Raw genomic sequence first — 21,685 nt, 5'->3', positions numbered from 1 at the left:
GCGTCCGATCCGGCGGGAGTCACCGCGAGCATCGGCATCCGCTCGCCTCGCTCCGCCGTCATTCGCGTTCGTCCGTCTCTCCGGTCTGCGCCTGCCGCGCCGCTTCGCCCGCGGTGTGCGACGACGCATAAAACACGCGCGCCCGTCCGATCACGATCTTTAGCGTCGCGATCGCCGGCACCGCGAGAAAAATCCCCGCGACGCCGCCCAGCTGATCGCCCGCGAGCAAACCGACGATCACCAGAAACGGACTGACCTCGACGCCCTCGCTCATCAGATACGGATTGAGCACGTAGTCCTGGAACAGCCGGTACAGGCCGATAAAGACCAGCAGCCACACCCAGTGCGGGAAACCGCTGAACGCCGCGACCAGGAGCGTGATCGCCACCGCGGCAAGCGGCCCCGCGAATGGCACGAATTCGAGCAGGCCCGCGCTGACCGCGAGCAGAAACGCGTATGGCACGCCGAGCAGCGAAAACGCGATGCCGTAGCTGAACAGCGTTGCGAGCGACAGAAACAGCAGCGCGCGCACGTACTTCGACAGCAGCACGTTCACATCGTCGACGATATTGCTCCATAGTCTGCGATGCCGCTTCGACAGCAGCGCGAGAAATGCGTCGCGCATGCGCTCGCCGTCCTTGATCAGCAAAAAGCTCAGGATCGGAATCAGCACCAGGTAGATCAGGTTGCTCGCCGCATGCACGACACCGAGCCCGACGCTGCGCGCCATCGGCATCGCGTTGTCGGAGCCGGTCTCGATCTGGCTGTTCACGAAGTCGGCGATCCGTTCGCGCAGCGGTTCCAGAAAATGCGGCAACGGCAAACGGTTCGGCACATCCGTGCGCATCAGCGCGGGCAGTTGCTTGACCAGATGAGTCGCCTGGTCCTGCAACTGCACGCCGAATAGCGAGCCGACCACCGCGATCACCGCGACCACGACGACGAACACCAGCCCGATCGATGCGACGCGCGGCACGCGGCGCGGCCGCACACGCTCGACCAGTTCCACCATCGGGTAGATCAGATAGCTGAAGAACACCGCGAACACGACGACGAGCACCGTGGTCGACGCGACATAGATGATGAAGAACAACAGCGCGAGCAGGAATGCGGTCCAGACTTTCCTGGCCGTGCCGACTTCGAATCCCAGCATGCCTCTTCCTCGAATGAACGACGCGAGCCGATGACCCGAACGCGCTACGGACATCAGGCTGTATAGAGCGCCGCACGCGATGGACGATACACGGGGGCTTACGGCGTGGCCGCGGGGCGCCGCAATGGCCCGCAACGCCCGGCACGCGCCGCGTCACACCAGTGCTGTGTCAACGCATCGGACCGTGCGCCCGAAATGAGATGAGTCAGAAGCGACGCGCCCGAAGTGGCGCGCGCCAGGCAGCCGCAAAAAACTTACCGTTTCACACGGTCGCGCATCGCATCGGCTGCCTCCCCGACTCTGGTCTGCAACCTGCCGGCGAGTTTTTCGGCCGCCCCTTCCGCCTGTTTAGCGCGGTTGTGAGTGACCTTGCCGATCGCTTCCTTGACGGTGCCTTTCAGCTCCTTCGCGGTGCCTTCTATCCGATTCCTGTCCATGGCGCTTTCCTGGTGAACTTGGCTGTGGAGTTGCCTGCTGGCGTTGCAACGAGACAGCAAATGAACGACGCGACGCGCCGCGTCATCGGGCGGAATGCCTCGCGTGAGGCCATCCGCGCCTATGCAACCTCACAGTCATAGCACGGACCGTTCCCGGCGCCGTGCCGCGCCATCGACAGGGGCACATGCGACGCCTGCTGCCCGCTCTGCTGCTCGCGTGTTCGGCCATCGCCGTGACAGTGAGCACGCGATGGGAACGCGCACCAAACCGGTTGACGAGCGCGACCGCGTGATCGAGCGTGTCGACGCTCAGCATCACGAGCATGGGCGCCAACAATGAAGACGCTCACCGCAGGTCTGGAAAATCTTCTTCCCAGTACTCATCGGGCAGACGCGCGGGCTCGGCCGCGCGCTCCATTTCGCGGCGCCGCAATTCGACGCGGCGGATCTTGCCGGAAATCGTCTTCGGCAATTCGCTGAATTGCAACCGGCGAATCCGCTTGTAGGGCGCGAGTTTTGCGCGTGAGAACGCAAACACCGCGCGCGCCAGCTCGGGCCCGGCCTGGTAGCCCTGACGCACGGTGACGAATGCCTTGGGCACCGACAGCCGCACCGGGTCGGCGCTCGGCACGACCGCCGCTTCGCCGATCGCCTCGTGTTCGATCAGCACGCTTTCGAGTTCGAATGGACTGAGCCGGTAATCGGACGATTTGAACACGTCGTCCGAGCGGCCGACGTACACGTAGTAACCATCGTCGCGCCGCAGCGCGACGTCCGACGTGCGATAGAAGCCGTTGCGCATCGCCTGTGCGGTCGCATTCGGGTTGTTCGCATAGCCGGTCATCAGACCGAGCGGCCGTTCGGCCAGCGGCAGCACGACTTCACCTTCGCTGGCCAGACGATCGTCGGCATCGAGCAGTTCGACTTTGTAGCCCGGCAGCGGGCGGCCCATCGACCCGGGCACGACCGGCTGGCCCGGCGAATTGCCGATCTGGCAGGTCGTTTCGGTCTGGCCGAAGCCGTCGCGAATCACGATGCCCCATGCATGCTTGACCCGTTCGATGACCTCGGGATTCAGCGGCTCGCCCGCGCCGACGATCTCCCGCAGCTTCACCGGATAGTCGGTCAAACGCTCCTGCACGAGCATGCGCCAGACCGTCGGCGGCGCGCACAGCGTGGTCACGTTGAAGCGCACCAGCGCGGCCAGCGTGTCCTTCGGCGCGAAGCGCGCGAAGTTATACACGAACACGCAGGCCTGCGCGTTCCACGGCGCGTAGAAGCAGCTCCACGCGTGCTTGGCCCAGCCCGGCGAGCTGATGTTCCAATGGATGTCGCCCGGTTGCAGCCCGATCCAGTACATCGTCGACAGATGCCCGACCGGATAGCTTTGATGCGTATGCTCGACGAGCTTGGGCTTCGACGTCGTGCCGGACGTGAAGTACAGCAGTAGCGGATCGGTTGCGCGAGTGACGCCGTCGGGCGTGAATTGCGGCGATGCATGGCGGGCGGCGGCGAGATCGATCCAGCCGTCGCGCGGCGCGCCCGCGCAGAAGCGCGTAAGCGGCAGGTCGAGCGCATCGAATTTGTCGAGTTCCGCGCTATCGACCACCGCGAACTTCGCGCCGCCGATCTGCACCCGTTCGCGCACGTCGTCGGCGGACAACTGTGTGGTGGCGGGCAGCACGATCGCGCCGAGCTTCATCGCCGCGAGCATCACGTCCCATAGTTCGACGCGGTTCGGCAGCATCAGCAGCACCCGGTCGCCGCGGCCGACGCCCGCGCCGCGCAGGAAGTTGGCCATCCGCGACGAGCGCTCGGACATCTGCGCGTATGACAGCCGCAGGCCGTCGCTCGCCGGGTCGTCGACGATCCACAGCGCCAGGTTGTGGTTGTCGCGCGCGATCGCATCGAAGTAGTCGAGCGCCCAGTTGAACTCGTCGAGCGTCGGCCACGCGAACTCGCGATAGGCGCGGTCATAATCGGTGCGATGGCGCATCAGCAGATCGCGCGCTTCGAGAAAGGCTTTCGCTGCATTCATCATCGTCTCCAATCGGCGCGGGCGCGCTCGGTTATTTTGGCCAGGTTGCCGCCAAAGTGGGCTGTATGAAGCACCAACGGCCTGGCTATTGTGCGCTCAAAGTTCTGGTCGCCGAATGGCCGCGCGCGAACCGCACGTCGCCGATATCGCGAACATGGTCGGCTTTGCAGAGCCGAGCGCGTTGCATCGCGCGTTCCGCAAATGGACCGGCATGCGCCCGGCCGACTATCGCCCTGCCGGGGCCAGGCGGCGCGTGCGGACCACCGCGCTCGACCTCACGCACCGCGCTGAATCGGACTAAGCTTTAAGCGGCAACCGGCCAGCCTTGATCGAGGTATCGGCCCGCGTGTACCGGCCTGACCCGGCACGCGCGGCGGCCGTCAGCGATGAACCCGACTCCGCGTCTTCCGCTCCGGCAGTTCGGTCCGCGCAGCCCGCTTATCCGCAGCGGGATCGTGGGCCCTTTGATGCGCGGCATCGCCGTGCTCGGCGTGCTGTTGGCATCCGGCTTCGCGGCGCGCGAACCGGTCACGCCATCCCGGGCAGCGAGCGCTGCAAGCGCCATAAGCGCTGCGAGCGCCACGGCCGGCGCGGCGGCGGCCGCGAACAGCGTGGTCGTGATTCCGGTGAACGGCGCGATCGGACCGGGCAGCGCCGATTTCATCGTGCGCAGCCTGCAACGCGCGGCTAACCAGCACGCGCAACTCGCGGTGCTGCAACTCGACACCCCTGGCGGGCTCGACACGTCGATGCGGCAGATCATCAAGGCGATCCTCGGCTCGCCCGTGCCGGTCGCGACCTTCATTGCGCCGAGCGGCGCGCGCGCCGCTAGCGCCGGCACCTACATCGTCTATGCAAGCCATATCGCGGCGATGGCGCCGGGCACGAACCTGGGCGCCGCGACGCCGATCCAGATGGGAATTGGCGGCGCCGAGCCGCCCGGAGGTAGTGGTGGCGGCAACAGTGGCGCGACGCCGGGCCTGCCGGATATGCGCACGTTGCCAGGCAACGCATCGAGCGCTTCGTCCGCTCCGGCCGTTGACTCCGACACGACGGCGTCCTCGGCTGCCGCCCCTGGCGCCGCAAGCGCACTGCCACTCGACACCCAATCGACCGAACTGCGCAAGCAGGTTCACGACGCGGCCGCCTATATCCGCGGCCTCGCGCAGATGCGCGGGCGCAATGCCGGGTGGGCCGAGCGCGCGGTCCGCGAGGCGGTGAGCCTGTCCGACGACGAAGCGCTCAAGCAGCACGTGGTCGACCTGGTCGCGCGCGACGTGCCCGATCTGCTGCGCCAGGTGGACGGGCGCACGGTGACGACGAGCACCGGCAGCGTCACGCTGCACACTGCGCACGCGCCACTGATCACGCTGGAACCCGACTGGCGCAGCCGCTTCCTCGCGGTGATCACCGATCCGAGCGTCGCGCTGATCCTGCTGATGCTCGGCATGTACGGCCTCTTCTTCGAATTCGCCAATCCCGGTTTCGTGCTGCCCGGCGTGGTCGGCGCAATCAGCCTGCTGCTCGGTCTGTTCGCGATGCAGATGCTGCCCGTCAACTACGTCGGCCTCGGGCTGATCTTTCTCGGCATCGCGTTCCTGATCGGCGAAGCGTTCCTGCCGACCTTCGGCTCGCTCGGCTTCGGCGGCGTGGTCGCGTTCGTGATCGGCGCGACGATGCTGATGGATACCGAGGTGCCCGGCTACGGCGTCCCGCTGCCGTTGATCGCGGCGGTGGTGGTGTTCAGCGTCGCGTTCGTGCTCGGCGTGTCGCGACTCGCGCTGCACGCGCGGCGCCGGCCAGTCGTGACTGGCTCGGAGGCGCTGATCGGCTGCGTCGGCGTGGTGCTGGACAGTGGCCTGCTGCCGGAGAACGCGGCGGACGGCACGCTGGCCGGCTGGGCGCGCGTGCATGGCGAGCGCTGGCGGGTAGCCAGCGCGACACCGGCCGCGGCGGGCGAGAGCGTGCGGGTCACCGCACGGCACGGCCTGACGCTGACCGTCGTGCCGGTCGCGACGCTCCGCGCACCCGACGCCCTACAAGGAGAACGTTCATGATCGGCTTCACATTCGGCTTCAGCAGCGTCCTTATCGTGCTGGTGGCCGCGCTCATTGCATCGTCGGTGCGGATTTTCCGCGAGTACGAACGTGGCGTCGTCTTCATGCTCGGGCGCTTCTGGAAGGTCAAGGGGCCGGGGCTCGTGCTGATCATCCCGGTCGTACAGCAGGCGGTGCGCATGGATCTGCGCACCATCGTGTTCGACGTGCCGCCGCAGGACGTGATCACGCGCGACAACGTGTCGGTGAAGGTCAACGCGGTCGTGTACTTCCGCGTCGTCGATCCGGAAAAGGCGGTGATTCAGGTGGCCAAGTACTTCGAGGCGACCAGTCAGCTGTCACAGACCACGCTGCGCGCGGTGCTCGGCAAGCATGATCTCGACCAGTTGCTGTCCGAGCGCGAGCAACTGAACGCCGACATCCAGAAAGTGCTCGATGCGCAGACCGACGCGTGGGGCATCAAGGTATCGATCGTCGAGATCAAGCACGTCGACATCAACGAAACGATGATTCGCGCGATCGCCCGCCAGGCCGAAGCGGAGCGTGAACGGCGCGCGAAGGTGATTCACGCGGAAGGCGAATTGCAGGCGTCGCGGCAGTTGCTCGAAGCGGCGCAGACGCTTGCGCAGCAGCCGCAGGCGATGCAACTGCGCTATCTGCAGACGCTCACCACGATCGCCGCGGACAAGAATTCGACGATCGTATTTCCGCTGCCGATCGATCTGGTCAGCGCTGTGCTGGAGCGTTTCAGCAAGCCTTCGGCGCCGTGACGTCGCGACCCGACGACCGGTGCCGAAAGATTTAACGCAGCCGGACGAAATAATTCATTGCTTACCGCCGTCTGACAGAGACAGAGCATGAATCCGAAAAATAAAATGCCCGGCTTTTCTTACCGCTCCATAGGAGCCTGTGATGAAGATCTCCTGCCGAATTGGACTTGGCGCGCTGCTGGCCGCCCTGACTCTCAGCACCGCGTTCGCGCAAAACATCGACCCTTACGCGCAGAAAACGCGGGCCCAGGTCCGTGCCGAACTCGTCGAGTGGCTCGCCGCCGGCTACGATCCGCTCGACACGATCGACTATCCGATCAACGCGCAAATCGCCGGGCGCATCGTCGCACAGCGCCGCGCGCAGCAGGCTGGGCAAGCGATCGTGCAGTAAGCGGTCGGCATAGCCGTGGCCCGATTACCGGCCCCTGTCGGTCAGCAAGGGGCGGCGTGGGCTCCGTTTGCCGTCGCGCGGCTGCACGGTATCATCCGCCGCTTCGACACCCGCACACCGCACCTCAGCGGAACTTCGCACCATGCAGATCTGGGTCGATGCCGACGCCTGCCCGGCCGTCGTCAAGGACATGCTCTATCGCGCCGCGCGCCGCACCGGCGTGCCGCTGACGCTGGTCGCCAACACGTTTCTGCGCGTGCCGCCGTCGCCGCTGATCCGCGCGATCCAGGTGCCCGCCGGCTTCGATGCCGCCGATCAGTTGATCGTCGAACGGGTCGCGGCCGGCGACCTCGTGATTACCGCCGACATTCCGCTCGCCGCCGCCGTGCTGGCCAAAAACGCGCACGCGCTCGACCCGCGCGGCAACCGGTACACGCCCGGCACGATCGAGGAACGGCTGCGCATGCGCTCGATGCTCGACCAGTTGCGCGCAAGCGGCGTCGATACCGGCGGCCCGGCCGCCTTCAGCCCGCGCGACGGCAAGACCTTCGCGGGCGAACTGGACCGCTGGCTCGCGCGTCACGCGCCGAGCAGTGATGCGCCGGCGCCACACTCTCCTGACAAACCGCCCGTCTGACAGGCGTTGGCCCGCGCTCGGAGCGGCCACGCGCGCCGGGCCAGCGTCATCGTGTTTACAATTCCGCCGTAACGGCGCTCGCCGCCACCGCGCGCGCGTTGCCGGGATGCCACGCCTGTGGCGCCCACCGACACAAGAAAACATTCGCTGACCGACAACAGGGAAAAGACCCGCTCCATGGACTCGATAAAACGCTACTTCGGCTTCGACGCCGTCGCCACCAACCTGCGCACCGAAGTGCTCGCCGGCGTCACGACCTTCCTGACCATGGCCTACATCATCTTCGTGAACCCGGCGATTCTCGGCGACGCCGGCATGCCGAAGGGTGCGGTGTTCGTCGCGACCTGCCTCGTGGCCGCGCTCGCGTCGCTGATCATGGGTCTGTACGCGAACTACCCGATCGCGCTCGCGCCCGGCATGGGCCTGAACGCGTACTTCGCGTACACGGTCGTCAAAGGCATGGGTTACACGTGGGAAGCGGCGCTCGGCGCGGTGTTCATCTCCGGCTGCCTGTTTCTGATCGTCACGCTGTTTCGCGTGCGCGAGGTGATCGTCAAGGGCATTCCGCATTCGATCCGGATTGCGATCACCGGCGGTATTGGCCTCTTTCTCGCGATCATTTCTCTGAAGTCGGCCGGCGTCGTGGTCGGCAACCCGGCCACGCTCGTCACGCTCGGCAATCTGCACGATCCGCATGTGGTGCTCGCGGCGATCGGCTTCTTCGCCATCGTCACGCTCGATCATCTGCGCGTGCGCGGTGCGATCCTGATCGGCATCGTCGGCGTGACCATCCTGAGCTTCTTGTTTGGCGGCAACGTGTTTCACGGCGTCGTGTCCGCGCCGCCGTCGATCGCGCCGACGCTGTTCCATCTGGACATCCGCAGCGCGCTGTCGACCGGGGTGCTGAACGTCGTGCTGGTGTTCTTCCTCGTCGAACTGTTCGACGCGACCGGCACGCTAATGGGCGTCGCGAACCGCGCCGGCTTGCTCGTCGAAGGCAAGATGCACCGGCTGAACCGCGCGCTGCTCGCCGACAGCACCGCGATCCTCGCTGGCTCGCTGCTCGGCACCTCGTCGACGACCGCGTATATCGAAAGCGCGTCGGGTGTGCAGGCCGGTGGACGCACAGGCGTCACCGCGATCACTGTCGCCGTGCTGTTTATCGCGGCGCTCTTTTTTGCGCCGCTCGCCGAGGTGGTGCCGCCGTACGCGACCGCGCCCGCGCTGCTCTACGTGTCGTGCCTGATGCTGCGCGAACTGGTCGACCTGCCGTGGGACGACGCGACCGAAGTCGTGCCGGCCGCGCTGACCGCGCTGCTGATGCCGTTCACGTATTCGATCGCGAACGGCGTTGCATTTGGCTTTATTTCATACGCGGCGCTGAAGCTGCTCACCGGCCAGGCGCGTCAGGTCAAGCTCGTGGTGTGGATCATCGCGGCGATTTTCCTGTTCCGCTATTTCTATCTCGGTAGCGAGTAAAGCGGCGTGGGGCGGAAGGTGTGGTGCCACCTGGCATCGCTTATCGTCCGGTGCGATGCCCCGCCGGTATCGAAGCATCGAACACCGGTTGAATCAGTTGCGCCAGTTCGCCTCGTAAAAGCGTACGTATCCGCTTCTGAGCACGAGGCACTGCGCGCGCGTCTCAGACAGCAGGCGGCGCGTCGCCGCCTCGATGCGGGGCCGGTGCGCGTCGAACGCGACGACCATATCTTCGAGACGCGTCGACGCGGCGCCGAAATGATCTTCGAGTGCTTCCGCGGTGATCACGCACTCCACCCTCTCGCCGTCGATCATTGCCGGAAACATCAGAGTCAGTTCGCGACCTGAATATCGAGGGGTTTCGTTCGGAAAATGGATCTGCATGGGGATCACCTGGAAGAGTGCCGCGCATGGTGCGACTGGGGTAATGCGCGCGCTGGTTGCATCTGTCGCGTCCGCCGCCGTTTCCTCCTTGTCCCGGGCAGTCGACGCGGGCCGTCACCGACCGCGGCATCGCGAGTTCGCGCCGCGCGGAGGTGATTTGATTCACTTTAGACGAGTTCGCACAAGGCGCAAGTCTTCGCTGGGCAGTCCCGGACTAACTCCCCGCTTGCGCGCATGTTGCAGTGCGATATAAAAGCGCCGGGCAATCCCGTGTAAAGTGACGCGCACCCAGCCCCTGATGCCTGCGATGTCCGATTCCACCCGCCCGCCGCTGGTCCGCGTCGAACCGCTCGGCGTGTCGTTCGAAGCCCCCGATTCGCTGACGATCCTCGAAGCCGCCGGCTTCGCGCATCTGCGCTTGCCGCGTTCATGCCGCAATGGCACCTGCCGGACCTGTCTGTGCCGGATGACGGCCGGCCGCGTGCGCTACACGATCGATTGGCCGGGCGTGAGCCGGGAGGAAAAAGCGGAAGGCTACATCCTGCCGTGCGTCGCGATCGCGGAGACGGATGTGGTGATCGAAGTGCCGGGGGTGACGGAGATGCCAGGGCGATGAGTGCGACGACGGTTCGCCGTGTCGCGCTGCGGCAGGCGTAGTGGCGGGTGCCGCGTCGACGTTATTTGGCGACGCGCGATATGCGCGTCACCCCGCTCGCGATGCCCGATGCGGTTTTGGATGCATGAGCTTCGAGCACCTGCGCATTAACGCGGGTTGCCCATCGCGCGAGCGATCTTCCTATCGGTGTTGTACTGGCTCAGCGCATACACCGACCAGATCGCGGCCGGGATCCAGCCGATCACCGTCACCTGCAGAATCAGGCAGATGATGCCGGCGAACGGACGGCCGATCGTGAAGAACTGAAACCACGGCAGAAGGATGGCAAGCAATAGACGCATTCGGTTTTCCTGTTTTGTCGCTACGGCAATCTGCGTTGATCCGCGTGGGACGCAGTGGCCTCATTAATCGGCGTTCGCGTGCTTAATCGGCGATCGGTGCGAAGCGCGGCACCTTGCCGCCTTCCTGGTCGACCAGCTCGAAAAACACCGTAGCCGGCCGGGTCCAGATCGTACCATTGGCCGCCTTGTAGACGATCATCGTGATCGTCGGATCGGATTCGAGCGTGGCCTCGCAGATCAATTCGTAAATGCCGCCTTTGTAGTGCCGGTAGAGCACGGTGTCTGTCCTTTGGGTGGATTCGATCGAAGCTCGATCGAAACGTTATGGAAGCGCTGGCGACCCCGGCGCCTAGCCGCCCTCTTTCATCTGCTTCAGGATCTTGTAGACGGTCGCGCGGCCCATCGTCAGCACGGCGGCCACGTAGTTCGCCGAACTGCGGCCGCGAAACGCGCCCTGCGCATGCAGCGCCTCGACTATTTCACGCTTATGTTCGCGGGTGAGCGCATTGATGCCGATCTGCCGCTCGCGCAGCCAGCTGTGCAGATACGTGTTGATGCGGTCTTGCCAGTCGTCGCGGAACAGATCGTCGGCGGGCGCGTCCGTCATCGAGCCGCCTTTGATGAACAGATCGAGCGTCGAGCGTACGTCCTCGAATACCGCGATATTGAAGTTCACGCACAGCATGCCGGCTGGCTTGCCGTCGTCGTCGAACAGGATGTTGCTCACACAGCGCATCCGGCGGCCGTCCCGGTTCAGCTTCTCATACGGGCCGATGGTCTGGCCGCGCGCCGCGAAGTGCGCATCGTCGAGCACCGATGGCGCGCCGAGCTCGAGCCTCGACAGATTGTTCACCAGATATGCGACGGTCTGATCGCGCAGGTCGTGGATCACCACTTCGGCGCACGGATACAGCAGTGCAGCTATGCCGTCGGCGATCGGCGCGTAACGTTTGAGCAGGAGGTCTTTGACAGGAGACACGTTCGGGTTGCGCATGGGAAAAACGCGAAGTTCGAAGGGGCGGCGGTTGGCGCGCGGTGCAAAGGCGCGGTGACAAGGATCGAGCAGCACGGCGGCCGACGCGGCGACGACGCGCGCGGGGCCGCGCAACAACTCAGCATTGTAGCGATACGGCAGAGGCGTCGCGACTGGGGGCCAGATTATCGCCGGACGGCCTCACCCGCCGATTGGAGACTGTGGCTGGCGACCCCGCACAGATGCCGTGCGTCGTGCCCGCGTCCGTCGACGTGCTCGGAACCCCGCCACGCGGGGGTTTCGGCCGCGCGCACAAGCTGGCACTATCCAATCGGGTGTGTTTGAGGCAAAATATTGCAATTGCTGCATCCCGCACTCATATAGCACTGGCAGCACCAGGCAGTCTCAAACCGGCTTCTCCGCACCACCCCCGACTGTTCGAGCGCCGCGCGCCGGCGATCCCGTCATTCCGGCAATGCGCCGCATGCATTCGCCGTCGCGAGTTGTACAACAGAGCGGTTCAGCTTCATTCGTCCGACGCGCGAGTTCCGCGCCGCTTCAGCGTTTTCGGTCGAATCCGCGCTTTAGCGCGGCCACTCGAGCCATAGTCATTGAGGCCGCCGGTCTGCCAGACCCGAGCCAACCATTTTCATCGCGGCGCGCCCCTAGGTGCTGCGCCGCCCGGTCCCGCGTCAACGTGCACGACACGAACAACGCCATCCGCGCAACGCGGGCCACGTCATACAGGACACGTTTTTCATGAATTCAGCAGTCAAGACCTACAAGGGCTACGAAATTCACCCGCTGGTTTATCCGCGCCGGCCGACGACCGCGCAGACGAACCGCGATCCCGGCGCGGGCTACGACGCATCGGTACGCATCTGCCGCGTCGGCGCGAATCCGGCGGCCGAAGGCCGGGTGTTCCGCCTGCAGTATCTGTTTCCGTTCGACGGCACGGGCAAGGCGCGCATTGCGTGCATGGCGCATGCCGAACGCCTGATCGACGGTCAGGTGAACGGCCAGTCGGTCGCCGACCTTTGAGCGGCGTCATCGGCACTTCACCGGCGCCGCGCGGCGCGCTCGCAAGTGCCGCGGTTCATTGCCGCCGCTCGTCCACTGAATCCGCTGTCGCGCCGCCCGGTTCGCTGGCGGCCAGCATCCATTTATCCCATCGACCAGGAGTTATGCATGGCGAAAGAAGAACTGCTTGAACTTGACGGTATCGTCGACGAAGTACTTCCGGATAGCCGTTACCGCGTGACGCTCGATAACGGCGTCGTGGTCGGCGCTTATGCGTCCGGACGCATGCGCAAGAACCATATCCGTATTCTCGCGGGCGATCGCGTGACGCTCGAAATGTCGGTCTATGACCTGACCAAAGGCCGGATCAATTTCCGCCATAAGGACGAGCGCCCCAGCGGTGGCGGTGGCCACCGTTCCGCGCCGCAGGGCGCGCGACGCCGCTAACGCAACGCTCGTTGCGGCGAAACCGGGCGTGCGTTGCAACAATGGGGCGGCCGGATGATGCGCGAGGCGCGAAGCCCTCTTTCTCGGGCTCGCGCTTTGTTCGCCGATGCACTCTGTCCGCGCTCACTGCCCGCTGCAACTGCTTCTCTACAACCGCTCCGCTACAACTGCTCCGCTACAACTGCCCCACCGCAATGCAATGGCCTACCGATCGCAGCGCCTGAAATGTTCAGGCGCCGGTCCGCGTACTGCCGTAGCGTCGATGCAAATCGCCATCTCATGCTCCATTCCGCGGTCGCGCTCGGCTGACCGAAACCGCTGCACTGGCGTATTTGCCGTCACACATCTTCGACGCCGCGCTCGACCATCAGTTGAGCCCGTGTCTTTCCTGACGGCTGAGGCACCCGCGTTGGCAGCAGGCTGAGACGGGGCCGTTCGCAAGCGCATCGGCGATCGGCAAAGGCCCGGGTTAGCCACTTCGTCGGCCACGCTGAAAAGGCACGCATCGCATCGTCCACCCGACCCTCGCCCAAGGTGACGACATCGACGTAACCCGAGCCGGTGCGATGTTCTCGCTTTTCGACGGTTACGCCACCGCGACCGTGGCGCACCCTACTACAACGCGCGCTGGACCGCGTGCGCCGAGTCGGAGATGTCCTTACCAGCACCGGCAACCGTATTGCAGCCCGCCAACATGACAAGGCCCCCGACCAGCAACAGCACCGCTGTAACACGCTTAAACATGGTTCCTAACCTCAATTCTGTTTTTGATACGACCCGCGCGGGCCGGCCACTTTCGGCCGGGACTCTATCACACCTTCACGAGCGCGCGGACTGACCATGAAAGGCGGTCAATGATGTGCCGGCAGCGCGCGCGAACGGCGCATGCCGCTCATCACGAGCGAGGCTGTTATGCAGTCGTCTGCCCGAGCTTGCGATGAACGCCTATCGCTGGTTTTTCGCGGCTTGGCCCGAGTCAGTCGTCGCGCGCTTCACGCTCTTGCCGCTCGATGCGCCGCTTCGGTGCATCGAGCATGGGTATACCGCCATGCCCCGTACCGGTGCAGCGCTACGAGACACCGGGCGGCGAGTCGCCCACGCGGTTGCACGACCATCCCCCACGCTCCTGTCCGACAACCGCCGTACGCGCCGGCATGGCGCCACACCATCGAAGCGTGACGGCCGAATCACGTAGTACGTCCGCTGGCATAGCCATTGCTTAAATGGTGCCGGTTGCCGCTCCCCGTTCCCCCATGCTCCGTGTTCTCCTCGTTACCGACACCGACAAACCCATCGGCGATCTGCGCGACGCGCTCGCCCGGCTAGGCTGCGACATGCTCCCCGGCACCGCCACGCCGCAGGCGCTGCATCGCGCGGTGCGGGACGAACGGCCCGACGTGATCATCATCGATACAGAATCGCCGTCGCGCGACACGCTCGAGCAACTAGCGGTGATGCACGCGAGCTCGCCCCGTCCCGTGCTGATGTTCAGCCACGACGCGAACCAGCAGTTGATCCGCGACGCCGTCAGCGCGGGCGTTACCGCCTACCTGGTCGAAGGCCTCGCAAGCGAACGGCTCGCGCCGATTCTCGAAGTCGCGCTTGCGCGCTTTGCGCAGGAGTCGCAATTGCGCGAGCGCCTGGCTCAAGCCGAAAACGAACTCGCCGAACGCAAGCTGATCGATCGCGCCAAACGTCTGCTGATGGATCAACAGCAACTCACCGAATCCGCCGCCTATGCCAGCTTGCGCAAGCGCGCGATGAACCAGGGCCTGAAACTCGCCGAGGTCGCGCGCGCGGTCGTCGCGTCGACCGGCTCGCTCAAATGAAGCGCTCATGAATCCAGCCACTTCCGTCGCCGCGCCCGCCTTCGTCGAACCGCCTGAAAAAACTCATCTGCGGCTCGGCTTCGTCGCGCTATCCGATGCGGCGCCGCTCGTCGCCGCGAAATTGCTCGAATTCGGCCACGCCCACGGGCTCACGCTCGAACTGTGCCGTCAGCCGTCGTGGGCGGCCGTGCGCGACAAGCTGCTGTCCGGCGATCTGGACGCGGCGCACACGCTGTATGGCCTCGTCTATGGTGTGCAACTCGGCCTCGGCGGTCCGCGCACCGATATGGCCGTACTGATGGTGCTCAACCGCAACGGTCAGGCGATCACGTTGTCGAACCGTCTCGCCGACGCGCTCGCCGAAGCCGGCAGATCGGAGGCCACGGCGGGTCACGCACTGCGCGCCGCCCTTGCGACGCTGGGCCGCAAACCCGTGTTCGCGCAGACCTTCCCGACCGGCACACACGCAATGTGGTTGTACTACTGGCTCGCCGCGCACGGCGTCGATCCGTTGCGCGACGTCGAGAGCGTCGCGATTCCGCCGCCGCAGATGGTCGCCGCGCTCGCCGAGGACCGGCTCGACGGCTTGTGTGTCGGCGAACCGTGGAACACGACAGCCGAAGCCCAGCGCGTCGGCAGAACAGTCGCTTATACGAGCGAGGTGTGGCCCGAGCATCCCGAGAAGGTGCTCGCGTGCCGGCGCGATTTCGTCGACGCGCATCCGCGCGCGACACGCGCGCTCGTGCAGACCATGCTCGAAGCGTGCCGCTGGCTGGATGACGCGGGCCATCGCGGCGAGATCGCGCGCTGGCTCGCGCGGCCGGACTATATCGGTATCGACGAAAAGCTGATTTCAGCGCGGCTTGGCGGCGAGCTCGACGCGGCAAATCCGCGCCGCCTGCCAATGCGTTTCTTCGACGGTGGTGCGGTCAACTATCCGCATCCGCACGAAGGCGCGTGGTTTCTCACGCAGTTCGAGCGATGGGGGATGATCGATGCACGCGGTGACTACGGCGAAATTGCCGCGCGCATCAATCAGACGCAGTTGTATCGCGAGGCCGCCGCGCGCGTGAACGTCGCGGTGCCTCGCGAAGACATCGAACAGAAGTTGATCGACGGTGAAGTGTGGGGCAGCGGCTCGCAATCCGCCGCCTACGGGCGGCGCTTTTCGATCAGGACATAGTCCTTTTCCGCGCACTTTTGCCCGACTCGGCTCCTCACCAGCGCGCGTTGAACACCGCGCGCAGTTCTTCGATAGCGGCATCATCGAGCGGCTCCGGGCGCGGCGTGCTCATCAGCCAAAGACGCGCTGTTTCCTCCAGTTCCTCCAGCGCATACGACGCGTGCCTGACGCTGCGTTCCCATACCACCGGACCCAGACGTTCGAGCAGGACGGCCCGCACGTCGGCCGCGAGCGCGGCAATCTGCGCGGCTGCCTGCGGATCGCCAGGCCGGCGATAACGGATGAGCGGAACGTGCCCGACCTTCATCACGTAATAAGGCGTGATCGGAGGCAACACGTCGCCTTCGCTCCACACGCCCGCGAGCGTCAACGCTACGAGCGATGTCGAGTGCGTGTGAACGATGCCGCGTGCGTCCGCGTTGCGCTCGTAGATCGCGCGATGCAGCTCCAGCGTCTTCGAAGGCCGCGCGCCGGAAACGTGCCGCCCGGTCGCATCCACCTTGGCGATGTCCGCCGGATCGAGGTTGCCGAGACATGCGTCGGTCGGCGTGATGAGCCAGCCGTCGCTGCAGCGCGCGCTGATGTTGCCCGCGGTGCCGACCGTATAGCCGCGCGCATAGAGGCTCGCGCCCGTCGTGCAGATCTCCTCGCGGAGCTTTGCATCTTCACTGGAAATATTCGCCGCTTGCATCACGGACGCTCCCCATTCGCGTAGCGAAGCGCCTTTGCGAAGAAGTCGACCGAGCCGAAATTGCCGGACTTCAGCGCGAGCACGAGCGGCTTTTCGCCGACGCTCACCGTGATCGGCACGCCAGGATCGATCGCCGGTCCGATTTGCAGCATCTGCACGCCCAGCGCCTGCACGACGGCGCCGGAGGTCTCGCCGCCCGCGACGATGAACTTGCGTACGCCGCGCGCCTTCAGTTGCTGGGCGATCGACGCCAGCGCCTGTTCGACCAGTTCTCCGACAGCGGCCCCAAGCTCGCTCTGCGCTGCCTTCACTTCGTCGGGCGTGGCCGTTGCATATATCAGCACAGGCTGCGGCTGCCGGCCTGCTAGATGTTCGTCGACGAATGCAAGCGCCTGTTCGACGACCGCTTCGCCACGGGCGAGCGCGCGTGGATCGATGCGCATACCGGGACGGCTGGAGAGCCACTGCGCCACCTGGGCATTCGTCGCCTTCGACGCACTCCCGGCCAACACGACGGCCGGGCCGTCCACTTCGGGCAGCAACGCCGGTTCGGTGGTCGTGGCCAGCAAGCCCGCGCGGCGGAAATTATCCGGCAGGCCGATGGCGACGCCCGAACCGCCAGTCACGAGACGCAGATCGGCACACGCCGCGCCGAGCGCGCGCAGGTCGTCGTCGGAAAGCGCGTCCGCGATTGCGAGCCGCGCTCCGTCCTTGCGCAAGCGTGCGATCGTCTCGCGCACGGCTTGCTCGCCACCGGCAACCGCCTCGTATGGAATCAGCCCGACCTTGGACTTCGTTTGACGCTGCAGCACGCGCACCAGGTTCGGGTCACGCATCGGCGTGAGGGGATGCGTTTCCATGCCGGACTCGTTGAGCAGTCCGTCGCCCACGAACAGGTAACCGTGATAGACAGTGCGCCGGTTCTCCGGCAGCGCCGGGCAGGCGATCGTGAAATCCGCGCCGTGCGGCGAGTCCGCGCCGAGCGCGTCGAGCAGCGCGTCGGCTACGGGGCCGATATTGCCGGCGTCGGTCGAATCGAACGTCGAACAGTACTTGAAGAAAAATTGGCGGCAGCCTTGCGCGCGTAGCCAGTCGAGCGCTGCGCGCGATTGCGCGATCGCGGCGCCGGCCTCGATGGTGCGCGACTTCAATGCGACCACGATTGCGTCGGCTTCGAGCGTCGCGCAAGCGTCCGGCACACCGATGGTTTGCACCGTGCGCATGCCGGCGCGCACCAGCATGCTCGCGAGATCGGTTGCGCCGGTGAAGTCGTCGGCGATGCAGCCCAGAAGCGGGCGTCGGGATTGCTTGTCCATGAAACACCTCCTGTGCCGCCATTGTAGCGGCCGATGTTACGCTATGTGAAGATATGGTAAATAATTTGACTCATGTGATAAATGCCGTTAAGGTCGCGGTCAAACACATTGTCACCCCTGCGTTGCCTGCGAATCTATAGCCGCATGCGGGTGTGACGCGCACCTGCTTCGTCAACCCGCGTGGATGCCACGATGAACTTCGAACTGCTGTTTTCTCCCTCCTCATTCTCGGCGGCAGGCCTGCAGAACGTCCGCTATGCGCTGACCGGCGCGCACGGCGGCTTTGCGCGCACGCTGCTCGCACAGACTCGCGTTATCGCGCGTCTGCAGCCGGCGGTACTGTGCGACCTCAATCTCGGGGGCCTGCGCGCGCTGTGTCTCGAACTCGGCTACGACGCCGCGCAACTCGTCGATTGCACCGATGCCGCGGACGTTCGCGCAGTCTCCCCCGGCCAGATCGCGCTGGTGCCGGACGTCAGCCTCCTCGATCCGGACCGCTTCGACATTCTCGTCGAAGCGACCGGCAACCCGTCGGTCGGCTATCGGGCCGCGCGAGCCGCGCTCCAGGCAAAGCGCCACGTGGCGATGGTCAGCAAGGAGGTCGACGCGGTCGCGGGCGTCGCGCTCGCGCGCTTTGCCGCGCGCCAGGGCGTCGTGTACACCACGGCCGATGGCGATCAGCCGTCCAATCTGATCGGCTGGGTCACGTGGGCACGCACGCTGGGCCTCGAGATCGTCGCAGCGGGCAAGTCGAGCGAGTACGACCTGGTTTTCGACGAAGCCACGGGCCAGGTCACGCAACTCGACGAAACCTTTGCCGCGCCGGAGCTCGCGAACCTGATGACGCTCGGCGAGGACGTGGCCGCCACCCTCGCGGCGCGCCGCCACGCGTTGCGCGGCCGCAAGACCTCGGCCACCGCCGACTACTGCGAAATGAGCGTCGTCGCGACCAATACGGGCCTCGTTTCCGACGTGGAGCTGCTTCACTACCCTGTCGCGCGCACCACCGAACTCGCCGATATCTACGCGCTGCGCGAGGACGGTGGCGTGCTGTCGCGCGCCGGCGTGATCGACGTCTTCAACATGCTGCGCCGCCCGGACGAAGCGAGCTTCGCCGGCGGCGTGTTCGTGGTCGTGCGCACGCACGACGCGCCCACGTGGGCCATGCTTGCGCAGAAAGGCCACGTGGTGAGCCGTAACGGCCGCTATGCGTGCCTCTACCTGCCGTATCACTTCATGGGCGTCGAGACGCCGGTAACGCTGTTCGAAGCGGTGCTGCACGGCCGCCCGACCGGCGCGGCGCAGCCGACGCAATGCGTGGTGCTGGGCGGCCGCGCGAGCGCCGACCTGAAGGCCGGCACGGTGCTGCAGATGGGCGGTCATCACCACGATGTAACCGGCGTCCAGGCCGTGCTGCTCGAACGCGGCAGCGCGCCCGCGGATGTCGCACCGCTCTACCTGGCCGCGCACGCCAAGCTTGCACGCGACGTCGCGGCCGGTGAGCTGCTGACGCTCGACGACCTGCAGGGCATGGACGAAGTGCTGCTCGGCGCGTGGCGCGCGGGCGCAGCATGAACCGCGCGATCACGATGCGGCGACGCGCGGCGCGGGACTGAAAAACGATCGATCACACACGCTGCAAACTACAAATTGGAGACACCATGCGGGGAGAAATAGCGACCATCGCGATGGCCGTGGGGGCCATCGTCGTGCTCGTCATCCTGATCACGCGGGCGCGATTGAGCCCATTCGTCGCGCTGACGTTGTGCGCTCTCGGGCTGGGGCTGGTCGCCGGCGTCACGCCGGAACACAGCATCGCGAGTTTCACAAAGGGCTTTGGCGGCGCGCTCGCTCGAACCGGCCCGGTCGTGGGCCTCGGTGCGGTACTCGGCGGCATCCTGATCGGCACCGGCGGCGCGGACCGCATCGCCAACGCGTTCGTCGGCAAGCGACCGCTGTGGCTCGCGCCTTGGACGATCTGCGCGGCGGCGCTGCTGGTCGGCATGCCGCATCTTTTCGACGTGAGCTTCATCATGCTGGCGCCGCTCGTGTACACGATCGCGCGGCGCACCGGCAGCCACCTGCTCTACATTGGCTTGCCGGTCGCGGCAGGCCTGTATGTGTCGCACGGCCTGCTGCCGCCGCACCCGGCGCCCACGCAGGCGGTCTCCGCCTATCACGCGAATACCGGTCTCACGCTGCTGTACGGCCTGATGATCGCGATTCCGAGCGCGATCATCTGCGGCCCGCTGTTTACGCATGTGGCGAAACGCTTCTTCGGTCCCGCGCCTGATCTGTCGGCAGGCCCCGGTGGCACGCGCATCGACGACGCGCGCGAATCGACCGCTTCACTGCCGCTTTCCGTGCTATCGCTGCTGATCCCGCCAGGTCTGATGCTGACCGGCACCGTCGGCATGAGCCACACGGCAAAAGACAGCGCGATGTTCGTGTTCTACCAGGCACTGAACGATCCGATCCTGTCGCTGCTCGCCGCCGTGGTGTTCGCTTACTTCACGCTCGGCGTGCGCGGCGGCTACCCGCTCGCGGATCTGCAGAAAATGGTCAGCAAGGGTATCGCGCCGCTCAGCGTGATCCTGCTGATTCTCGGCGCGGGCGGCGGCTTCAGCGAAATGCTCAAGTCGATTCACCTCGATACGATCATCGTCGAACACGCAGCGCACTGGTCGGTGAGCCCGCTGCTGCTGGCCTGGGCGCTCGCTGCACTGCTGCGCATCTGCGTGGGTTCGGCGACGGTCGCCACGGTCGCGGCGAGCGGCATTGTCGCGCCATTGCTGATCGCACATCCGGCCGCATCACCTGAATTGATGGCGCTGGCCACCGCATCTGGCGCGGTGATGCTTTCGCATGTGAACGACTCCGGCTTCTGGCTGTTCAAGGAGTATTTCCAGCTGAGCGTCGCGCAGACGCTGCGCACGTGGACGCTCATGCTCTCGCTGCAGTCGCTGATCGGACTCGCGGGCGTGATGCTGCTGGCCACGTTGATCCGCTAAGATGGCGGCGTCGCCGTCCCACGGGACGCGCGAAATCCCACGCCGCAGAGAACCGCCATGTCCAGCAAGACCCAACCTGCCCAATCGAGTGCGCCGCTGATCCCCGACCAGCGGCGCGAAGCCATGTTGCGGCAACTGCGTCGCCACAAGGTGCTTTCATTGCATCAGTTGATGGAGTCGTTCGGCTGCTCGCACATGACGGTACGGCGCGACATCGCTGTCCTCGAAGAGGCAGGGCTCGTGTATACGGTGCCGGGTGGCGTGCGGATCGCGAGCCATCAGAACAGTGAGCCGAGTCACCTGTTCAAAGCCGAGGTCGAGCAGCCGCAGAAGCAGGCCATTGCGCAGCGCGCGGCGCAGGAGCTGAACGCGGGCATGTCGATTTATCTCGATGCCGGTACGACCACGCTGTCGATCGTCCCGCACGTGGTCGCGTTGAGTGGCATGACGGTGGTCACCAACGACTTCGAGATCGTGCGCGAACTGGCGGGCGCTACCCACGTGAACGTCGTGCATGCGGGTGGCCAGCTCGATCACGCGAATCTGTCGAGCGTCGGCGCTCTCGCGGCCGCCACGCTGTCGCACGTCGTGCTCGATGTCGCGTTCATTTCGGCGAGCTCCTGGGATCTGCGGCGCGGCGTCACCACGCCTTCGGCGCCGAAGGTCGACGTGAAGCGCGCGGCCATGGAAGCGGCATCACGCAACGTGCTCGTGTCGGGCAGCTCGAAATACGGCACGGTCGGGCTGTACAAGGTTGCGACGCTCGAATCGTTCGATCTCGTCGTCACCGACAACGGACTCGCGGCGGGCGCCGCCACCGCGATCCGGCAGGCTGGCATCGAGCTGGCTGTGGCAACGGCTGGCTAGCGGCCGGCGACCGCCGTCGGGCCTGCGGCAACCGCCGTGAGCGTC

22 protein-coding genes and 1 pseudogene are annotated in these 21,685 nt (G+C 65.7%); 14 read left to right on the top strand and 9 right to left on the bottom strand.

Annotated features, from left to right (window positions below; all coding sequences use genetic code 11):
- Positions 1-58 precede the first annotated feature (58 nt).
- From VGH68_RS01035 to VGH68_RS01025, 3 genes are all read right to left on the bottom strand, one after another.
- Complete coding sequence (locus VGH68_RS01035; RefSeq protein WP_331601649.1) at positions 59-1,153, bottom strand: AI-2E family transporter; 1,095 nt, start codon at positions 1,151-1,153, stop codon at positions 59-61.
- Positions 1,154-1,407: 254 nt separating this feature from the next.
- Entirely contained in the window at positions 1,408-1,590 is a 183-nt protein-coding gene (locus tag VGH68_RS01030; protein ID WP_331601648.1) for a CsbD family protein, read from the bottom strand.
- Positions 1,591-1,936: 346 nt separating this feature from the next.
- Positions 1,937-3,628, bottom strand: coding sequence for an AMP-binding protein (locus tag VGH68_RS01025; RefSeq protein ID WP_331601647.1), 1,692 nt, complete (start codon positions 3,626-3,628; stop codon positions 1,937-1,939).
- A gap of 136 nt (positions 3,629-3,764) precedes the next feature.
- Here VGH68_RS01025 and VGH68_RS01020 point away from each other — a divergent pair.
- From VGH68_RS01020 to VGH68_RS00995, 6 genes and pseudogenes are all read left to right on the top strand, one after another.
- Positions 3,765-3,929 (top strand): annotated as a pseudogene (locus VGH68_RS01020) (helix-turn-helix domain-containing protein); the annotation flags it as partial.
- A gap of 85 nt (positions 3,930-4,014) precedes the next feature.
- A complete protein-coding gene (locus VGH68_RS01015; protein ID WP_331601646.1) occupies positions 4,015-5,685 on the top strand; it encodes a nodulation protein NfeD in 1,671 nt (556 codons plus the stop codon).
- Positions 5,682-6,455 carry a slipin family protein gene (locus tag VGH68_RS01010; protein WP_331601645.1) on the top strand — a complete coding sequence of 258 codons (774 nt, stop codon included), beginning with the start codon at positions 5,682-5,684 and terminating at the stop codon, positions 6,453-6,455. The genes VGH68_RS01015 and VGH68_RS01010 overlap by 4 nt, the downstream gene beginning before the upstream one ends.
- Positions 6,456-6,597: 142 nt before the next feature.
- Positions 6,598-6,846: a DUF4148 domain-containing protein gene (locus VGH68_RS01005; RefSeq protein WP_331601644.1), complete on the top strand. Its 249-nt coding sequence runs from the start codon at positions 6,598-6,600 to the stop codon at positions 6,844-6,846.
- A gap of 142 nt (positions 6,847-6,988) precedes the next feature.
- Positions 6,989-7,483: a YaiI/YqxD family protein gene (locus tag VGH68_RS01000; protein ID WP_331601643.1), complete on the top strand. Its 495-nt coding sequence runs from the start codon at positions 6,989-6,991 to the stop codon at positions 7,481-7,483.
- A 177-nt stretch (positions 7,484-7,660) separates the two neighbouring features.
- Positions 7,661-8,962 (top strand): NCS2 family permease, encoded by a 1,302-nt coding sequence (locus tag VGH68_RS00995; RefSeq protein WP_331601642.1) that lies wholly within the window; start codon positions 7,661-7,663, stop codon positions 8,960-8,962.
- 93 nt (positions 8,963-9,055) lie between these two features.
- Here VGH68_RS00995 and VGH68_RS00990 read toward each other — a convergent pair whose 3' ends face one another.
- The gene (locus tag VGH68_RS00990) at positions 9,056-9,346 is read right to left on the bottom strand and encodes a DUF1488 domain-containing protein (RefSeq protein ID WP_331601641.1); all 291 of its coding nucleotides are present in this window, start codon (positions 9,344-9,346) and stop codon (positions 9,056-9,058) included.
- A gap of 307 nt (positions 9,347-9,653) precedes the next feature.
- Between VGH68_RS00990 and VGH68_RS00985 the strand changes: the two genes are divergently transcribed.
- Positions 9,654-9,962 carry a 2Fe-2S iron-sulfur cluster-binding protein gene (locus VGH68_RS00985; protein ID WP_331601640.1) on the top strand — a complete coding sequence of 103 codons (309 nt, stop codon included), beginning with the start codon at positions 9,654-9,656 and terminating at the stop codon, positions 9,960-9,962.
- A gap of 146 nt (positions 9,963-10,108) precedes the next feature.
- Here VGH68_RS00985 and VGH68_RS00980 read toward each other — a convergent pair whose 3' ends face one another.
- The 3 genes from VGH68_RS00980 to VGH68_RS00970 all read right to left on the bottom strand — a co-directional run bounded on the left by VGH68_RS00980 (position 10,109) and on the right by VGH68_RS00970 (position 11,297).
- Complete coding sequence (locus VGH68_RS00980) at positions 10,109-10,303, bottom strand: YqaE/Pmp3 family membrane protein (protein ID WP_331601639.1); 195 nt, start codon at positions 10,301-10,303, stop codon at positions 10,109-10,111.
- A gap of 82 nt (positions 10,304-10,385) precedes the next feature.
- The gene (locus VGH68_RS00975) at positions 10,386-10,580 is read right to left on the bottom strand and encodes a DUF1653 domain-containing protein (RefSeq protein ID WP_331601638.1); all 195 of its coding nucleotides are present in this window, start codon (positions 10,578-10,580) and stop codon (positions 10,386-10,388) included.
- Positions 10,581-10,652: 72 nt separating this feature from the next.
- On the bottom strand, positions 10,653-11,297 hold the full coding sequence (locus VGH68_RS00970; protein WP_331601637.1) for a helix-turn-helix transcriptional regulator: 645 nt from the start codon (positions 11,295-11,297) through the stop codon (positions 10,653-10,655).
- Between the two features lie 738 nt (positions 11,298-12,035).
- Here VGH68_RS00970 and VGH68_RS00965 point away from each other — a divergent pair.
- The 4 genes from VGH68_RS00965 (at position 12,036) to VGH68_RS00950 (ending at position 15,755) form a co-directional block, all read left to right on the top strand.
- Complete coding sequence (locus VGH68_RS00965) at positions 12,036-12,317, top strand: hypothetical protein (RefSeq protein WP_331601636.1); 282 nt, start codon at positions 12,036-12,038, stop codon at positions 12,315-12,317.
- A 147-nt stretch (positions 12,318-12,464) separates the two neighbouring features.
- Positions 12,465-12,743, top strand: coding sequence for a translation initiation factor IF-1 (gene infA / locus VGH68_RS00960; protein WP_331601635.1), 279 nt, complete (start codon positions 12,465-12,467; stop codon positions 12,741-12,743).
- Positions 12,744-13,996: 1,253 nt separating this feature from the next.
- Positions 13,997-14,572, top strand: a complete 576-nt coding sequence (locus VGH68_RS00955; RefSeq protein ID WP_331601634.1) for an ANTAR domain-containing response regulator — start codon at positions 13,997-13,999, stop codon at positions 14,570-14,572.
- Between the two features lie 7 nt (positions 14,573-14,579).
- Positions 14,580-15,755 (top strand): CmpA/NrtA family ABC transporter substrate-binding protein, encoded by a 1,176-nt coding sequence (locus VGH68_RS00950; RefSeq protein ID WP_331601633.1) that lies wholly within the window; start codon positions 14,580-14,582, stop codon positions 15,753-15,755.
- A 34-nt stretch (positions 15,756-15,789) separates the two neighbouring features.
- Here the strand turns inward: VGH68_RS00950 and VGH68_RS00945 are convergent, their stop codons facing one another.
- Together VGH68_RS00945 and otnK are read right to left on the bottom strand one after the other, a co-directional pair.
- Positions 15,790-16,446 (bottom strand): aldolase, encoded by a 657-nt coding sequence (locus VGH68_RS00945; protein ID WP_331601632.1) that lies wholly within the window; start codon positions 16,444-16,446, stop codon positions 15,790-15,792.
- A complete protein-coding gene (otnK, locus tag VGH68_RS00940; RefSeq protein WP_331601631.1) occupies positions 16,446-17,762 on the bottom strand; it encodes a 3-oxo-tetronate kinase in 1,317 nt (438 codons plus the stop codon). Before otnK ends, VGH68_RS00945 begins: the two co-directional genes overlap by 1 nt.
- A gap of 192 nt (positions 17,763-17,954) precedes the next feature.
- On the opposite strand from otnK, the gene VGH68_RS00935 reads away from it, so the two are divergent.
- From VGH68_RS00935 to VGH68_RS00925, 3 genes are all read left to right on the top strand, one after another.
- The gene (locus VGH68_RS00935) at positions 17,955-19,337 is read left to right on the top strand and encodes a homoserine dehydrogenase (RefSeq protein ID WP_331601630.1); all 1,383 of its coding nucleotides are present in this window, start codon (positions 17,955-17,957) and stop codon (positions 19,335-19,337) included.
- Between the two features lie 86 nt (positions 19,338-19,423).
- Positions 19,424-20,773 carry a gluconate:H+ symporter gene (locus tag VGH68_RS00930; protein WP_331601629.1) on the top strand — a complete coding sequence of 450 codons (1,350 nt, stop codon included), beginning with the start codon at positions 19,424-19,426 and terminating at the stop codon, positions 20,771-20,773.
- 57 nt (positions 20,774-20,830) lie between these two features.
- The gene (locus VGH68_RS00925) at positions 20,831-21,640 is read left to right on the top strand and encodes a DeoR/GlpR family DNA-binding transcription regulator (protein ID WP_331601628.1); all 810 of its coding nucleotides are present in this window, start codon (positions 20,831-20,833) and stop codon (positions 21,638-21,640) included.
- The last annotated feature ends 45 nt before the right edge of the window (positions 21,641-21,685 follow it).

It is taken from the genome of Paraburkholderia sp. (genome assembly GCF_036488505.1).
Taxonomy (GTDB): Bacteria; Pseudomonadota; Gammaproteobacteria; order Burkholderiales; family Burkholderiaceae; genus Paraburkholderia.
Note: the sequence above shows the minus strand (reverse complement) of the source record. Positions and strands in the feature narration are given on the sequence as shown.

Bases quoted from the DNA above. Each gene is read 5' to 3' on its own strand.
- VGH68_RS01035 (WP_331601649.1), bottom strand. From the start codon at position 1,153: ATGCTGGGATTCGAAGTCGGCACGGCCAGGAAAGTCTGGACCGCATTC.
- VGH68_RS01030 (WP_331601648.1), bottom strand. From the start codon at position 1,590: ATGGACAGGAATCGGATAGAAGGCACCGCGAAGGAGCTGAAAGGCACC.
- VGH68_RS01025 (WP_331601647.1), bottom strand. From the start codon at position 3,628: ATGAATGCAGCGAAAGCCTTTCTCGAAGCGCGCGATCTGCTGATGCGC.
- VGH68_RS01015 (WP_331601646.1), top strand. From the start codon at position 4,015: ATGAACCCGACTCCGCGTCTTCCGCTCCGGCAGTTCGGTCCGCGCAGC.
- VGH68_RS01010 (WP_331601645.1), top strand. From the start codon at position 5,682: ATGATCGGCTTCACATTCGGCTTCAGCAGCGTCCTTATCGTGCTGGTG.
- VGH68_RS01005 (WP_331601644.1), top strand. From the start codon at position 6,598: ATGAAGATCTCCTGCCGAATTGGACTTGGCGCGCTGCTGGCCGCCCTG.
- VGH68_RS01000 (WP_331601643.1), top strand. From the start codon at position 6,989: ATGCAGATCTGGGTCGATGCCGACGCCTGCCCGGCCGTCGTCAAGGAC.
- VGH68_RS00995 (WP_331601642.1), top strand. From the start codon at position 7,661: ATGGACTCGATAAAACGCTACTTCGGCTTCGACGCCGTCGCCACCAAC.
- VGH68_RS00990 (WP_331601641.1), bottom strand. From the start codon at position 9,346: ATGCAGATCCATTTTCCGAACGAAACCCCTCGATATTCAGGTCGCGAA.
- VGH68_RS00985 (WP_331601640.1), top strand. From the start codon at position 9,654: ATGTCCGATTCCACCCGCCCGCCGCTGGTCCGCGTCGAACCGCTCGGC.
- VGH68_RS00980 (WP_331601639.1), bottom strand. From the start codon at position 10,303: ATGCGTCTATTGCTTGCCATCCTTCTGCCGTGGTTTCAGTTCTTCACG.
- VGH68_RS00970 (WP_331601637.1), bottom strand. From the start codon at position 11,297: ATGCGCAACCCGAACGTGTCTCCTGTCAAAGACCTCCTGCTCAAACGT.
- VGH68_RS00965 (WP_331601636.1), top strand. From the start codon at position 12,036: ATGAATTCAGCAGTCAAGACCTACAAGGGCTACGAAATTCACCCGCTG.
- infA (WP_331601635.1), top strand. From the start codon at position 12,465: ATGGCGAAAGAAGAACTGCTTGAACTTGACGGTATCGTCGACGAAGTA.
- VGH68_RS00955 (WP_331601634.1), top strand. From the start codon at position 13,997: ATGCTCCGTGTTCTCCTCGTTACCGACACCGACAAACCCATCGGCGAT.
- VGH68_RS00950 (WP_331601633.1), top strand. From the start codon at position 14,580: ATGAATCCAGCCACTTCCGTCGCCGCGCCCGCCTTCGTCGAACCGCCT.
- VGH68_RS00945 (WP_331601632.1), bottom strand. From the start codon at position 16,446: ATGCAAGCGGCGAATATTTCCAGTGAAGATGCAAAGCTCCGCGAGGAG.
- otnK (WP_331601631.1), bottom strand. From the start codon at position 17,762: ATGGACAAGCAATCCCGACGCCCGCTTCTGGGCTGCATCGCCGACGAC.
- VGH68_RS00935 (WP_331601630.1), top strand. From the start codon at position 17,955: ATGAACTTCGAACTGCTGTTTTCTCCCTCCTCATTCTCGGCGGCAGGC.
- VGH68_RS00930 (WP_331601629.1), top strand. From the start codon at position 19,424: ATGCGGGGAGAAATAGCGACCATCGCGATGGCCGTGGGGGCCATCGTC.
- VGH68_RS00925 (WP_331601628.1), top strand. From the start codon at position 20,831: ATGTCCAGCAAGACCCAACCTGCCCAATCGAGTGCGCCGCTGATCCCC.